We start from the raw sequence: 15,691 nt of genomic DNA, 5'->3' as shown, positions 1-15,691 counted from the left end.
ATGGCCGAGGCGCAGCCGGTCGCGTTGCTGGACGATCACGTAACTTTGGCCGGTGCGGGAGCGGAGCTGTCGCTACCGCACACCGCCATGCGTAACCGCTCGGTCGCGGCCAGACGGGTGCTCGCCCGCGCGGCGGCCGGCACCAGGGGAACTCTCGAGGAGTTGATCGAGGCGGCCCGAACGGGGGACACCCGCCGCCTCAAGAGATTCCGGCGCAGGGTCGATCCGGCGCTCTTCGCCGGGTTGGCACAGACCATCGCCATGCAGGACGAGCTGCCCGGTGACCGGGAGGACGCGCTGGCGCTCTACGCGCTGCTGCGTACCGCGCTCGGCGCACGGGCGGTGCCTCCGGCACATCAGGCGTTGCACGCCCAGCTGGCGTACGCGTGGCAGGGGCCGACCCAGGCCCGTGACCTGCTCGCGGCATACCGGCGGATACCGCAGCCGGCCCGGGAGACGCTGGAGATCGACCTGGCCAACCCGTACGCGGGTGGGTCGGTGGCCGAGGAGACGTGGCTGGGCCGGTTCGGCCGGCTCTTCCCGGCGCCCGTCCCGGCCCTGATGGCAGCGCCCGAACGGCTGCCGTTCGACCGGCTCACCACCACCGCGCCGGCCGCCGCGCCCGCTTTCGTCGCCGAGGCGGATCAGCGGGTCACCGTGGTGGTCACGGCGTACCGGCCGGGGGTCGGGCTGATCACCGCGGTCCGTTCGGTGGCCGAGCAGACCTGGCGCAACCTGGAGATCGTCGTGGTCGACGACGCCTCGCCGCCGGAGTACGACGCGGTGCTGGCCGAGGCCGAGGCGCTCGACGACCGGGTCCGGGTGCTGCGACTGGCCGAGAACAGCGGGACGTACGCGGCCCGCAACGCCGGTGTCGAGGCCGCGCACGGCGACTTCGTCACGTTCCAGGACTCCGACGACTGGTCGCATCCGCGCCGTGTCGAGCTGCAGATCCAGCCGATGCTCAAACGCGCCGAGGTGGTCGCCACCACCTCGGAGGGAATCAGCGTCACCGACCAGCTCGTGATGACCCGCCCGGGCATCCGCCGGGGCCGGGTCAACGTCTCCTCGCTGCTGTTCCGGCGAACGGCAGTGACCGAGCGGATCGGCTGGTTCGACACGGTACGCAAGGCGGCCGACTCGGAGTTCATGGAACGGATCGAGACGGCGTTCGGACCGGGTTCGGTACGCCGGGTGGCGAAACCGCTGGCCCTGATCCGGCTCTCCGAGGGCTCGCTGTCCCGGGCCGAGATCCGTGCGTACTGGATGCATCCGGCGCGGACCGCGTACATGTCGGCCTATCGCTGCTGGCACGCCTCGGGCGCGCCGCTGCGCCGGGAGCCCGGGGTGCGCGAGCGCCCGTTCGTGGCGCCACCGCACCTCACCGGCGGCTCGGCCGCGCCCGGCTGGGACGTGGTCATCGCCGCTGACTGGCGGTTCCTGACCGGCACCCAGCGGGCCGCCCTGGCCGAGGTACGAGCGCTGCGCCAGGCCGGCCTCTCCGTAGCGATCATGCACCTGGAGTCGCTGCGGTCGGTGAACCGGCAGCGCCGCCTGCTCAGCCCCGGCGTGCAACAGCTGATCAACACCGGTCAGGTGACGCAGGTCCTGGAGAGCGACCGGATCGAGGCCGGCCTGCTGATCGTGCGGCAGCCGGAGGTCCTCCAGTTCGCTCCGGAGGGTGGCTGCGGGCTGCGGCCACGCCGGGTCATGGTGGTCGCCGACCGCGCGCCGGCCCGGCAGGACGGCAGCGACCGCCGGTACACGGTGGACGCCGCCACCGAGGCGGTGCGGCGGCTCTTCGGGGTGGAGCCGCTGTGGTGCCCGCAGGACGCGGGGATCCGGCAGGCCCTGCCGGAGGGTGCGGAGCTGACTGATTTTGATCTGCCCGCGGTGGTCGAGCAGCAGGACGTCCGCCGGCCGCTGCCCGATCCGGCCGGCCCGCCGGTGATCGGCGCCGACCTCTGCGACTCCGGGGAATGGCCCGGTGACCTCGCCACGGCGCTCGCCGTGCCACGCCGCTGCCGCGGGGCCGACGTGCGGCTGCGACTGCCCGAGAACCCGCTGCGGCCCGGCACGCTGCCGGTGTCCTGGCTGGTTTACGAGCCGGGGGATCTCGATCCGCGTACCTTCGCCGCGCAGATCGACTTCTACCTGCACTTCCCGTCCGAACAGACGCCCGAGCTGCTCTCCCGGGCAGCTCTCGAAGCGGCCGCGACCGGGTGCGTCGTGCTCGTGCCGGAACGGCTCAAGGACGCGTACGGCCACCTCGCGGTGGCCTGTGACCCGGCAGCGGTGCCCAGGGTGATCCGCCGCTTCCAGACCGAACCACGACGGTACGCGGAACAGAGCCGCCGTGCCCGTGCGGCGATCGCCCGTGATCATCGGCCCGGTGAGTTCGCCGACCGGATCGGAGCCCTGGCTCGCCCACCGGCCGGAACCCCCTCCCAGCGGGTGCCCGCCGCCGGGGCGTAACGGGGGCGTGTCCACCGCCGTTACCGAGGTGAACGCAGCGATGAGGAGTGCCCGGATGAGTTCCCTGACCCGTATCGGCCGGCGTGCCGCACGCCGGCTGCCGAGCCTTTCAGGACGGCAGGCCGCCGCCCTGTGCGGCGCCGGCGTCCTCTGTGCCGGCGTCGCGGCCGCCGCCGTCACCGGGTACGCCCAGGTGGCGACCGCCCTGCTCGGCCTGCTCGCCGGCCTGACGCTGGCGGTGCTGCTCGTGGTGCTGCGCCGGCTGGCAGGCGTACAGAAGGCGGGGCTTGCCGCCCAGCGTGACCTGCGCACCACCGTCGAGGAGATGCAGCGCCGCCTGGTCGCCGCCGTGGAGCGGGAGCGGCTCACCGCCGGCGACCGCCACATGGAGCTCGCCGAGGCGATCGGCCGGGTGAAGCAGGTCGCCGACCGTAAGGCCAGCTCCGCGCAGGTGCTCGGCCTGCCCCGCGAGCTGGAGGCGACCGTCCAGTTGTTCCAGGGCTTCGTGCCCCGTGCGCCGATGCCGTCCTCCGGCGACTGGGCGCTCAATCCGACCGACCTGCTGGAGCTGCTGCACCTGATCCGGGTCCGGCAGCCGCGCCTGGTGCTGGAGCTCGGCAGCGGCACCTCGTCGGTGTGGATCGCGTACGCCCTGGAGCAGTCCGGCGGCCGGTTGATCTCACTGGACCACGATGTGGAGTTCGCTCGGCGTACCCGGGCGGTGCTCGCCGCGCACGGCCTCAACGAGGTCGCCGAGGTGCGGGACGCGCCGCTCACGCCGGCGTCGATCGACGGCCGGGACTACCCCTGGTACGACCCGGAGACCCTGTCCGACCTGCACGACATCGACTTCGTGCTGATCGACGGGCCGCCCGCGGCGATCGGGGCGGACGCCCGGTTCCCGGCACTGCACATGATCGAGAAGCGGCTCGCGGACCGCGCGACGCTGGTCTTCGACGACGCCGGCCGCAAGGACGAGCAGGCCGCGCTGGCCGCCTGGACCGAACGGTTCGAGGGGCTGACCAGGGAGGGCGAGATCCTCGGCCGGCACGCGGTGCTGGCGTTCGCCCGTCCACCCGCGATGGCCGCCGCGCACGGCTGACCCGATGACCACGACGTTGTCGCGACCCGACGTCCGTCCGGCGCCCGCCACGGCGCCCAGCCGCCCCCGGTACCGGGCGGACATCGAAGGCCTGCGGGCCGTCGCCGTGCTGCTCGTGGTGCTCGCCCATGTGGGCGTGCCCGGAGTGGCCGGCGGCTTCGTCGGCGTCGACGTCTTCTTCGTCATCTCCGGCTTCCTGATCACCTCGCTGCTGCGGGCCGAACTGCTCAACACCGGGCGCCTCGACCTGCCCCGGTTCTACGCGCGCCGGGCGGTCCGGCTGCTGCCGCTGGCCACCCTGGTGATCGCGGCGACCCTGGCCGGCGCCTGGTGGCTGGCACCGCCGCCCCGATTCGGCGGATACGCTGCCGACGCGGTCGGCGCGGCCACGTACACGATGAATCTGCGGCTGGCCGACGCCGGCACCGATTACTTCGCGGGTGAGGTGCCCTCGCCGTTCCAGCACTTCTGGTCGCTCGCCGTCGAGGAGCAGTTCTACCTGGTCTGGCCGGTGCTGATCGCGGTGCTCGCGATCGGCGCCCGGCGCTGGCGGTGGCTGCCCGGCACGGTGCTCACCCTCGGCGTGCTCGCGTCGCTGGGCTGGAGCGTGTACGAACTGGAGCGGTCCGCGCCGTGGGCGTACTTCGGCTCACTGAGCCGGGCCTGGGAACTCGGCGTCGGCGCGCTGCTCGCCCTCGCGGTGACCGGCGCCGGACGACGCCGCCCGATGCTCGGCTGGCTCGGCGTCGCCGCGGTGGTCGCGGGCGCGCTGATCTACAAGGAGAGCACGCCGTTCCCCGGCACGGCGGCGCTGCTGCCGGTGGCCGGCGCCGCCGCTGTCATCGCGTCCGGCGGGAACCGCCTCCTGGAGACCTGGCCGATGCGCTGGGTCGGCCGGATGTCGTACGGCTGGTACCTCTGGCACTGGCCGCTGCTGTTCCTGGCCCCGGCCGGGCTGTGGGAACGAGCAGGGGTGGCCGCCGGCGCGCTCGGCCTCGCCGCGCTGAGCCATCACCTGCTGGAGAACCCGGTGCGCCATCATCGCTTCTGGCAGCCGTACCCAAGAAGGGGTTTGGGTTTCGGTTTTGCTCTGTCCGTCGTGGCAGCGGGTCTCGCCGCGCTCGGCATGATCTTCCCGCCGCTGGTGCCGACCGGCGACGCGGTCCCGGACGCGCGCAAGCTGATGGCCCGCGCGGTCGATCCGGCCGCCGAGCTCAAGCACATGATCGCGGACGCGCAGACCGCCACGAAGGTGCCGGAGAACCTGACGCCCGCGTTCGAGACGGCCGCCGGCGAGCGATCCGCGCCGCAGGAGGAGGGCTGCCACGTCGGCCTGACCGGCCCGTTCCGGCCGGAGACCGATTGTGAATATGCCAACGTGGACGCCGACCGGACCGTCGTGCTCTTCGGCGACTCGCACGCCCTGCAGTGGTTCCCGGCCTTCGAGGACCTCGCGCGCAAGCGGGACTGGCGGCTGATCGTCTACACCCGCAGCGCGTGCAGCCCGGCCGGGCTGGAGCTGCAGGAACGGCGTGCCCAGCGCCGGTACACCGAGTGCGACACCTGGCGCCGGCAGATCCTCCGGAAGATCGGCAAGCTGAAGGCCGATCTCGTGGTGGTCTCGTCGAGTGTCAATTACCGGGCGCTGCTGACCGGCGACCCGCCCGATCCGGAAGCCGTGTGGCGCTCCGGCTGGGCCCGCACCTTGGCGACGCTGAAGCGCAGTTCGGGGGCGGTAGCGGTACTGGGTGACACGCCGTTCCTCGCCGGCGATCCGGCGGACTGCCTGGCCACCAGGCCGGCGGCGATCGGCACGTGCGCGCCGCCGGCGGACATGGTGGTGCTGGAGCCGGGGTGGAGAGCGATCCAGCGGGCCACGGCGAACGCGGCCAAGGTACCGACGATCGATCCGTTGCCGTGGTTGTGCGCGGAACGGTGCCCGTTGGTGGTCGGCAACAGGCTGGTCTATCGCGACAGCAACCACTTGACCGCGGCGTACGCCAGGCTGGTGGCGCCGCTGCTGGACCACAAACTCCCGTGGGAAGGCCCTCGCCAATAGGGGGCTGTGGGTGCACGGCGCTGTCGTCCCGAAAGGTCCAGGGCCGCGGCGGACCTGACCGTCGGCTTGTCCAGGGGGCGGGCTCGCCCAGGGGTCGGCTTGTCCGGCGGTCGGCTCGCACAGGAGTGGCTCGGGTGGCGGCCGGTTTCCGTCTGGGGTCGAAGCCGGCGCGCTGGGAGCGCCCCGCCCATGTGTGTCGAGTTTGGGGGCGTAGTGAACCCGAAATCGACACAGCCGCCCTGATCCGCGCGATCGTGGGCCGCGGCGGGACGGGCTGCGGGACAAAAGGCTGATTTAGGTCGCGTCCGGCGACGCTTCTAGCTGTGGAAACGTGGATCAATCAGCAGGGTCGGCCGTCAGAGTCGGCCGGGCCAGATTTTGGGTCTCGGGCGGGTGGCTGGCCGTGACGCGGGCACACCCAAGGGGCCGGCAACGGTGATGAGGCCTCACCGAGCGCCTGTGTGAGCTCCTGTCTCGGCCTGGACGTGGATGAGGTCGCACAGTGTCGTTGCGTGCGACTTCATCTCGACAATCGGGTCGTTGCGTGCGACCTCATCCCCGCCGATTGTGTCGGTTCCGAAGCGCCGGTACTTCGCTCGGCGCGCCTTGAGGCAACCAGCGCACGCAGAACAGTTGCGTGTGCGTTCACCGCACCCATAGCGGCCCCGCGCCTACCCTGCCCGGCCCTGCCCCGCCAGATTTGCCGGCTCAGTCCCGTCCGGCTCCCGATTGACGTCCGGCTCCCGATTGACCCTGCCCCGCTAAGACTCGCCTCGCCTGGCGGGTGGGGTGATGCGGGGCAGAAGGGGCGAGCGGTCTCCCCGGGCACTGCGGCCCGGGCACTGCGGCCCGGGGGGCTGGTCAGGGGATTTTGTCGGGGGTCAGCAGGGCGGTGATTGACTCGGCGAAGCGGCCGTGGTGGTGGGCCAGGCGGACCAGGTCGCGGCCTCGGCGGCTCTGCTGGGCCAGTGTGTCGGGGCGGCGGTGCAGGCGGGACACCGTGGACGCGACCTCTTCCGGTTCGCAGTAGATCGCGGCCGGCCCCAGCAGCGGCCGATATCGGTGCGGCAGGACCGGGACGCAGCCCGCTGCCAGGGCGGCCAGCAACTCCGGGTCCAGGGCGGTGGTTCGCTCGTCGGCCGGGAGGTGCAGATAGAAGTCGAGCTGGTTCAGGAAAGCGCGAGGTCCCAGGTCGGGGCGGCCGTAGACCAGCCAGCCCTTCGGGAGCTTCGCGGGCGGTTCGGGGGCGAGGACGCGTACGTCCAAACCCGCTGAAGCGGGCAGCGCCTCGCGCAGGCGCAGCCATTCGGCGGCGGCTGTCGCGCCGGGGCGGTCCAGCAGGATCCGGCCGATCACCGGGCGGTCGGAGCGGGAGCCGGTGCGGTGCAGGCGCCAGCGTTCCGGGTCGACGGTGCCGGGCACGTCCGCCTTCGCGAGCCGGATGCCGAACGGGCCGCCTGCCAGCTGGTGGCGTTCGGCGGCGCCGGCGGGTGCCCACCAGGGTTCGACGCCGAACAGGCGGCGCGCTTCGGCCTCGCAGTGGAAGGCGGCGTCGCCCCAGACCGGGTCGGCCTCGATCACCACGCGGTCGGCGCGGATCGCTGACGGATAGCCGGGTGCGAACGCGACCAGCGCCGGGTCCTGCACCAGGACCAGCGTGGCGGTCACGTCGTCGGAGAGCACGACCTGGTCCACCCGTCCGGAATTGATCATTTCCTGGACGTCCGGGTCGAGGTTTGCGGGTTTGCCGGTCACGTTCCGCAGCAGGTTCAGGTGCAGCACCGCCACCGAGCGTCCCGGCACGGCGACGGCCCGCAGCCGCTCGCCGGACGGCCGGGCCATGCTCTCCGGCGTGCTCCAGTCGGCCGCCATGATCAGGTCGTAGTCGCGCTCCGGGAGCACTACATATTCCGGGACCACGTCGTCCACCTGCGAAGACGTCCCGAGGACCAGCGCCTGAGACTCCGGCCTGCCCGCATGGACAGCCAGATCCTGCGAAGCAACGACCAGCGCGTCGACGATCGAGCCCTCAACCACCGGAGCCGAGGCCAGAGACTGCATTTCAGTAGTCACGGCCGTCAAAGAGAGCGACGGCTCCGAGAGAACCACCGGCTCGTCCACTGAAGGCGGCAACGGCTCACCCACCGTCACGTTCACGAACGGGCGGCGTGCGGCGCCCGGCGCGTCTCGCAAGCGCCGCGGCGCGGCGAACGGACGAGCGCCGACCTCGCGGGGGCGCCAGGCCTCCGCGCGGCCTGCGGCCACGTGGGTGTGCCAGCTTTGAAAGGCCGAGAGGTACGCGTGCCGCGCCGGATGCATCCACCCCGGCAGGATGTCCGCACTGGACAACGAGCCGGCCGACAACCGGATCAGGGCCAGCGGCTCGCCACCCAGGTGGTGCACGGCGGGCCGGCCGAAGACGGCGCGAGCCCGTTCCACGTACTCGGCGTCGGCGCCCTTGCGGACCGTGTCCAGATATCCGAGGCGGGCCAGCGCGGCCTCCCGGCGGATCATCAGCGAGGACAGGTTGTACGACCGGTGCTCGGCGACGCCGGGGCGGGTCACCACCAGGTTCTCGGTGACCCGGATGCCGCTTGACGTGGTGGCGAAGAGCGCGGCGTCGGCGACCAGCGGCGCGGCCTGGCGTTCCAGCCGCAGCGGGTGCGACCAGTCGTCGGAGTCCTGGAACGTGACGAACTCGCCGGTGGCCGCGTCCAGCCCGGCGTTGCGGGCCAGGTACGTGCCGCCGTTCTCCGGCATGCGCAGGATCCGTACCCGCGGGTCGAGCGCGGCGGCGCGGGCGAGCACCGCGTCGTGGCCCGGCCCGGAGCCGTCGTCGACGACCAGGATCTCGTGGTTGGTCCAGGTCTGCGCGACGAGCGACCGTACGGTCGTGAGCAGCGCCAGCCCGGGCTGGTACGTCGTGACGATCGTGCTGATCCGGTGTGCCGACCCGACCCGGTCGACCCGGTCGGCGCGGATCCGGTCGAACCGCGGCCCGATCTCACCGTCCAGGGTGAATCCGGGTGCCGGCAGCAGGCCCAGGAACCGGCCGATCCAGTCATCGCCGCTGGTCAGGTCGACGACCAGCGCTGTGCGTACCGAATCGGGGATCTCTGGATAGTCGGCTAGCAGTTTCTCGGTGCGGGTGAGGTCGCCGGTCGCGTACGCCAGCTGGACGTGCAGGCCCTGGTGCTGCGGCGCGACGCCGACGGCGCCGAAGGTGCGCAGCAGCGAGTCGAGCAGGACCATGGCGTCGGCCCGGTCCTCCGGCCACAGATCCTGAAGCGTGATCACCCGGGCGAGTTCGCCGAAGATCCACGGGTCGGCGTCCGGGAACAGCCGCCCCTCGTAGGCGCCGCCGATCAGGTCGTCGACCGATCGGCGAGCCGCCGCATATGCCATCACCGCGCGGGCCGAGGCCGACCGGGTGTGCAGAGCGGCCGTGGCTGGTCCGGCGGGTGATCCGCCGGCGATTTCCTGCCACTGCCGTTCGAGCAGCTCGGTTCCGTACGCGTCCGGTGTCGTGTGCTGCCTGCGCATGTGCTCCTGCCGGGTGATATCGCGGTGCCTAGGAGGATCAACGCCCGGGTGGGTGGGAGCGTGACGCTGGGCGAGCGCCGTTCGTTGTGGAGCAGTCAGGCCTGACACCGACGGCCGCCAGGCACCGGACGCTGAACATCGGAGTACATCGCATGACCGAGAACGTCCATGACGTGGCGATCCTCTCGGATTTCCGCTACCCGGGCGGCACTTCGGCCAGCATCGCCGCCGAGGTACGCGCACAGGCCCGGGCCGGGCTCTCCACAGTGCTGGTCCAGGTCCGGTCGCCGCACCTCAAGCGGGATCGCCCCTTCAATCCCCTGATCGTGGAGCTTCTCAAGGACGGTTCGGCGCACCTGGCCGTCGAGGGTGAGCAGACCCGCGCGAAGCTCTTCGTCCTCCGCCAGCCCCGGATCTTCACGGCCGATCTGGCGTCGGTGCCCCGGGTGGCAGCGGATCGCACCGTGATGGTGCTGAACCAGGCGCCCGGCGACGCGGGCGATCCGGCCCTCTACTACGACTTCGCGGCGGTCCGGGAGCGGATCGAGGGCTACTTCGGTACGAACATCGAGTGGGCGCCGATCAGCCCACAGGTCCGTACCGAAGTACTGCGCTCGGCGCCGGACGCCCCGCTGACCGCCACCGACTGGCACGAGATCATCGACGTGGCCGAGTGGTCGAGCCGGCGCCCCGAAGCAACAAGAGACAAACCGGTCATCGGTCGGCACGGCCGCCCCGATCCGGTGAAGTGGCCACGCACCACCGAGGAACTGCTCCAGGCCTATCCCGACGACCCGGGCGTGCGGGTACGCGTACTCGGCGGCGGCGAGCTGGCCGTCGAGAAACTGGGCCGCAAGCCGGCCGGGTGGGAGATCGTCGAGTTCGGCTCGATGCCGCCCCGGGCGTTCCTCGGCACCATCGACTTCTTCGTCTACTTCCACGACCCGGACCTGGTCGAGGCGTTCGGCCGGACGATCATGGAGGCGATGTCAGCGGGCGTCCCGGTGCTGATCGGCGAGCACTTCCGGCCGATCTTCGGCGACGCGGCGCTCTACACGACTCCGGCCGGTGTGCTCCCGCTCGTCCGGGAGCTGCACGCCGACCAGCAGCGGTACCGCGAGGTGGCGCAGCGGGCCCGGGACTTCGTCGAGTCCCGCTTCGGGTACGCCTCGCACCTGGACCGGCTCGCCGAGCGCGGGGTGCGACCGCCCGGTCCCGGCACCGACGTGGAGGTACGCCGCCCGGCCACCCCGGGTGCGTCCGGCCGGTCCCGGGGTGTGCTCATGGTCAGCGACAACGGTGTCGGCCTGGGCCATCTGTCCCGGCTCATGGCGATCGGCCGGCGGCTGCCGCAGGGCACGCCCACGGTGATCGCCACCCAGTCGCACGGCGCCTCGGTGGCGCACCGGGAGGGTTTCCTCACCGAGTACATCCCGTCCCGCAGCGTGCTGAAACTGCCCCGCCAGCGCTGGACCGACATGCTCAGCAGCCGGCTGGAGCAGCTGATCGACCTGCACGAACCGGCAGTGGTCGCGGTCGACAGCGTTCCGCACGACGGCATCGTGGCCGCCATCCGGGCACGCCCGGACATCACCTGGGTCTGGGTGCGGCGGCCGATGTGGCGGCGTGACACCGGCACCGAGTGGATCGAGCGGGGCGGGTACTTCGACGCGATCCTGGAGCCGGGCGAGTTCGCGGCCGCCGCCGACGAGGGCCCAACCGTCACCGACCGGGCCGGGGTGCACACGGTCGACCCGATCACCTATCTCGACGCCGACGAGCTGGTTGATCCGGCCGCCGCCCGGCAGGCTCTCGGCCTCTCGCCGGACCGGCCGGCCGCGCTGCTCCAGCTCGGCGCCGGCAATATCAACGACATCTCGTCGCCGGTCGCGCGGATCGCCGTTCACCTGCGCGAAGCCGGCTTCCAGATGGTGCTGGCCGAGTCCGCGATCGCCACCGAGCCGATGCAGCCGGTACCCGGTGCCCATCTGGTGAAGCTCTACCCGATCAGTCGGTATCTGCGCGGGCTGGACCTGGTGATCAGCGCGTCCGGATACAACTCGTTCCATGAGCTGCTGGCGTTCGGCGTACCGGCGGTGTTCGTGCCGAACCGGGAGACCTCGCTGGACGACCAGGTGAGCCGGGCCCGGTTCGCGGCGGCCGCCGGCGCGGCGCTGATCATCGAGGATCCCGACGGCGAGGACCTGGACCGGGTTCTGGCCCGGGCGGTGCGTCCCGACGTGCGCGAACAGCTGAGCAGCCGCTGCGTCGAGGTGGCACCCGGTAACGGCGCCGCGGAGGCCGCCCGCTGGCTGTCCGAGCTGGCCGACCGACGAACCTCCCGGAGGGTGACCCATGTCTGACGACACGACCGAACTCACCGAGCGGGCAGCGGTCGACGCTCTCGTCGTCCGGCTGCGCACCATCGAGCAGCAGCGCGACGCGTGGCGGACCCGGTTCGAGGGGATGGCCGGCGAACGGGACACCGAACGGGAGACGGTCCGCAAGATCCGGGCCAGTGGGTCGTACCGGTTAGGGCGTACCCTCGTCTCTTTTGCTCGTAATCCGTTGCATTCGTCCCGGCGGATCGTCAGGAAGGTGAGGCGTAAGCCGGCGAAGCCGGCGAGCCGGAAGAAGGTTCCGGCGACGCCGCTGCCGACGCATCTGTACGTGGCGATCGGGCTGGACCTGGACGCGCTGCGTGACTTCGTGCTGGCGGTGCGGCGGCGGCTGCTGGTCGAAACTGATCACCGGGCGGTGGTGCTCACCGACGAGCCGGCGTTCTCGCTGCTGCGCAAGGCCGGGCTGATCCTTGAGTACCTGCCGGACCGCGTGACCTGGGAGAAGCATCGGCCGGACCGGCCGTGGGACGGTGTGCTCGCGGAGCGGCTCGCCAACCTGTCGCGCGATCACGGTGCCGCGCAGGTGATCTTCGTCGATCCGGATGCGCCGCCGAACCTGCCGGATCTGCTGTCCGAGATCGACACAACCCCACCCGTGCACGTGTCGTTGCCTCAGTCGTGACCGCTCAAACCGTGACATTGCCCCAGCAATCGGAAGGTCGCTCGGGTTCGCAGCGGCGATCCGTGCCGGGACCCCGGCTCTGGGGTCACGTCCTGCGCCGCTGCCTGCTGCTGCCGATGATCGTGCTGCTGCCGCTCATCGCGGTCGCGCCCCGCGGCGATCACCGGTTCAACATCTACTGGCACGGCGGGCTCTTCCTCGACCACCCGCAACGGATCATCACGCACACCATCGGCACCGGCGAGACGTACCTGCGGCTCGGCAACTTCCGCCCGCTCGGCCGGATGCTGGAGAAGTTCCTCGACCTGCTGGTCCTGCTCGGCGCGGAACAGCTGCACATCTCCCCGGCGATCATGCTCCGGGTGGTCACGGCCGGCGCCGCCGTCGCGCTCACCACCGCTGTCGTGATCTTCGCGGAGAGCGTGCTGACCCGAGGACCGCTTTTCGGTTCCGCGCCGTCGCTGGTCGCGCTTCTTCTTCCGTACGCCGTAGCGAGCGGCCTGGTCGCCGCCGGAACCAACAGCACGACGACGCTGTTCGGCGGGCTGTACCTGAGCACGTCGGCGCTGGTCCTGCTGGTCGCCGCGGCGGCCTGCCGGCTCGAACGGCTGCGCTGGTGGCACGCCGTGCTGGCGGTCACCATCGGCGGCGCGCTGGCCGTCTTCAACGAGCCCGCGTACTTCGCCGTGCCGCTGGCGACCGTCGCCGTCCTGGCCCGCGGCTGGTTCGTCCTCGGGCAGCGGTCCCGGGAGCTGCTCATGTCCTCGGGCGTACGGCTCGCGGCGCTGCTGTGGGCCGGGTTCCTGCCGGTCTTCGCGGTGGTCCGCTGGATCATCCGGGGGTACTGCTCGGACGGTGGCTGCTACCACGGCTCGGACGTCGTCGTCGACGCCCGCTCACTGCTGGTGCTGCCCGCGCGGATGCTGGCCTGGCTCCCACCGGCACAGTGGCAGTCCGCCACCGAGAAGAGCACCGGGAACTGGCTCTGGGGCGTGCTGCCGATCGTGGCGTTCCTGCTGATCGCGGGGCTTTCCGTGCGTACCCTCAAGGTCTTTTCGGAAGCGACGCGACCCGGCGGCGGACCGCTTCGCGGCCTGGCAATCGCCGCCCTGGCCTTTCTGGGATTCGGCGCGTTGCCGGCGGCGCTCAGCGTCGAGGTGCACGACTACTTCGACGTGCGGGCGCTGATCGAGCAGGGCTGGCGGGACTCGGCGGTCACCGTGCCGGCCGGGATGCTGCTCGCGGTCGCGGTGTTGTTGCTGGTCGCGCGCTCGTCACGGTCCGCGCCAGCGGTGATCCTGGCCGCGCTGGTCCTCTGCGCGACGGTCTCCACCACCGCGAATCGGGCGTACGCCAACACCTCGGCGTCCTGGGCGTCGGCGCAGCTCGACAACCGGATCGCGCTCGCCGTCGGCGGCTTCGAACGAAGCCCGGCCGGCAACGAGCGGCGGTGTGCGCTGCTCGACGAAGGACTGCGCAATCTCGACGGGGAGCCGGTACGTCAGAAACGGCTCACCGAATCACTCGACGCCGCCGCCAACGCGCTCGCCGGCGTTCCGTTCTGTCAGGTCTTGAGGCTTCGATGAATGATCCGTTGATCTCCGTGGTGGCACCGATCTACAACGAGGGCGACGGCGTCGACCGGTTCCTGGAACGCGTCGGCGAGATCCTCGCCGGCGCCGGCCTGCGACACGAGTTCGTGCTGATCGACGACGGGTCGACGGACGACTCCTGGTCGCGCATCGCGCATCACTCACGGTTGGATTCCCGGGTACGCGGAATGCGGCTCTCCCGTAATTTCGGCAAAGAGGCCGCCCTGCTCGCGGGGCTGGAACAGGCGTCCGGCGACGCCGTCGTGGTGATCGACTCGGATCTCCAGCACCCGCCGGCCGCGATCCCCGCGATGGTCCGGCGCTGGCAGGACGGCGCGCACGTGGTGGAAGCGGTGAAGCGGAACCGGACCGGGCAGTCACTCGGCAACCGGCTCAGCTCCCGCGTCTTCAACAAGGCGTTCACCGGGCTGACCAAGGTAGATCTTGTGGACGCGACGGATTTCCGGCTGCTCGGTCGTCCCGCGCTTGACGCGCTGTTGCGGATGCCGGAGCACTCGTCGTTCTTCCGCGGCACGAGTAGCTGGATCGGCTTCACCCGGGCGACCGTGGAGATCGACATCGATCATCGGGAGGGTGGTGCGTCCCGCTGGTCGGTGCGCGGGCTGTGCCGGCTCGCGGTGAACGGGCTGACGTCGTTCACGTCGGCGCCTCTGCATCTGGTGACGATGGCGGGGATCGGGTTCGCGCTGTTCTCGGTGGTGCTCGGAGTGCAGACGCTGGTCCGGTGGGTCAGTGGCGGGTCGGTGGCGGGGTTCACCACGGTGATCCTGCTGTTGCTGGTCACCGGGACGTTTGTGCTGCTCGGGCTCGGGGTGATCGGGGAGTACCTGGCCCGGATCCACGAGGAGGTCCGGGGTCGGCCTCGTTATCTGGTCCAGGAGCGAACTGTTTTCTCGGGGCCGGGGGAGCCTGCTGTGCCGGAGCAGTGGGTTGTCGAGCAGCATGCTGACCGGTGATTTCGGGCGTCTTTTTCGGTACGGGGTTAGTGGCGGGTTGAGTGCGGTCACTCATCTCGGGGTGGGGTTCGCGTTGGTGCGGGTTCTGCCGCCGGTTGTCGCTTCGGCGGTGGGTTTCGTGGCTAGTGTGGTGGTTTCTTATGTTTTGCAGCACGCGTGGGTTTTCCGGTCGGCGCGGGGGCATGGGGATGCTGGGGCTCGGTTTCTGGTGGTTACTGGGGCTGCGTTCGCGTTGAACTGTGTGGTGTTGTGGGTTGGTGCGGAAGTGCTGAACGGGCCGTTTCCGGCGGTGCAGGCGGTGGCGATCGTGCTGATTCCGGTGCTGAACTACGCCCTCAACTCGAGATGGACATTCGCAGACTGAGCCGGCGCTGTCGCCGGTGCTTCTGGTGCTGGTGCCGCCGCCGTTGCCGCAGGTGCTAGTTGCTAGCGCTGTGGGTGCCGCCGCCGGTGTGTCGATTTTGGGTGCGTATCGGACCTGAAGTCGACACGTTGTGGCGGTGCCCGCCGGGGGTTGACTGCGAGCCTTCGCCTGGTGTCACGGGGTGTGAGGGCGTTCTAGGGGCTGAGTGCGGATCTTGGAGGTTCGTGGCCGCTCTGACCCCAGCAGGACTCCACAAATGCGAGCGCTTCACCGCCGATGATCACAGGGCGACCACTCCGTGTAACTGCCGAACTGTGGCACGCATCAGCGTGATCCATTTCGGTCTCGCCACCGCCAGCTGGGTCGGATTCACGGCCGGCTGGCCGACGGCCGGGTCCCGCGTGGCGTAAGCCTGATCGGCTGCACTCCGCCGAGGCATGGCCTGGTCGTCCGCTCGGCACGGTCACGTCCGCTGGCGTGGTGTAAGAGGCGGCCAGCACTGATCCGTGTGTGTTGATCTTAAGCGGCGATTGCGGTTGTCTCGACGATTTCGGT

The 15,691-nt window shown here is 71.0% G+C and carries 9 protein-coding genes; 8 read left to right on the top strand and 1 reads right to left on the bottom strand.

The features are described 5' to 3' along the window. Genes B0I29_RS39120 through B0I29_RS39110 form a run of 3 tightly spaced genes read left to right on the top strand, consistent with a single transcriptional unit; the run spans nt 1 to nt 5,636 of the window. Nucleotides 1–2,475, top strand: a complete 2,475-nt coding sequence (locus B0I29_RS39120) for a glycosyltransferase family 2 protein (protein ID WP_111654233.1) — start codon at nt 1–3, stop codon at nt 2,473–2,475. 55 nt (nt 2,476–2,530) lie between these two features. Further along, complete coding sequence (locus tag B0I29_RS39115) at nt 2,531–3,577, top strand: O-methyltransferase (protein WP_245973129.1); 1,047 nt, start codon at nt 2,531–2,533, stop codon at nt 3,575–3,577. A 4-nt stretch (nt 3,578–3,581) separates the two neighbouring features. Further along, entirely contained in the window at nt 3,582–5,636 is a 2,055-nt protein-coding gene (locus B0I29_RS39110) for an acyltransferase family protein (protein ID WP_111654232.1), read from the top strand. A gap of 861 nt (nt 5,637–6,497) precedes the next feature. Here the strand turns inward: B0I29_RS39110 and B0I29_RS47175 are convergent. Then, entirely contained in the window at nt 6,498–9,179 is a 2,682-nt protein-coding gene (locus B0I29_RS47175) for a glycosyltransferase family A protein (RefSeq protein WP_245973128.1), read from the bottom strand. 152 nt (nt 9,180–9,331) lie between these two features. Here B0I29_RS47175 and B0I29_RS39095 point away from each other — a divergent pair, with 152 nt between their 5' ends. From B0I29_RS39095 to B0I29_RS39075, 5 genes are all read left to right on the top strand, one after another. Beyond that, nucleotides 9,332–11,542 carry a glycosyltransferase gene (locus tag B0I29_RS39095; RefSeq protein ID WP_111654231.1) on the top strand — a complete coding sequence of 737 codons (2,211 nt, stop codon included), beginning with the start codon at nt 9,332–9,334 and terminating at the stop codon, nt 11,540–11,542. Further along, complete coding sequence (locus tag B0I29_RS39090) at nt 11,535–12,203, top strand: hypothetical protein (protein ID WP_111654230.1); 669 nt, start codon at nt 11,535–11,537, stop codon at nt 12,201–12,203. Before B0I29_RS39095 ends, B0I29_RS39090 begins: the two co-directional genes overlap by 8 nt. Before the next feature lie 62 nt (nt 12,204–12,265). Next, entirely contained in the window at nt 12,266–13,789 is a 1,524-nt protein-coding gene (locus B0I29_RS39085; protein ID WP_111654229.1) for a hypothetical protein, read from the top strand. Then, nucleotides 13,786–14,772, top strand: coding sequence for a glycosyltransferase family 2 protein (locus tag B0I29_RS39080; RefSeq protein WP_111654228.1), 987 nt, complete (start codon nt 13,786–13,788; stop codon nt 14,770–14,772). Before B0I29_RS39085 ends, B0I29_RS39080 begins: the two co-directional genes overlap by 4 nt. Beyond that, nucleotides 14,759–15,136: a GtrA family protein gene (locus B0I29_RS39075; RefSeq protein ID WP_111654227.1), complete on the top strand. Its 378-nt coding sequence runs from the start codon at nt 14,759–14,761 to the stop codon at nt 15,134–15,136. The genes B0I29_RS39080 and B0I29_RS39075 overlap by 14 nt, the downstream gene beginning before the upstream one ends. Nucleotides 15,137–15,691: the final 555 nt, after the last annotated feature.

The organism is Actinoplanes lutulentus, assembly GCF_003259845.1.
GTDB lineage: Bacteria > Actinomycetota > Actinomycetes > Mycobacteriales > Micromonosporaceae > Actinoplanes > Actinoplanes lutulentus.
Note: the sequence above shows the minus strand (reverse complement) of the source record. Positions and strands in the feature narration are given on the sequence as shown.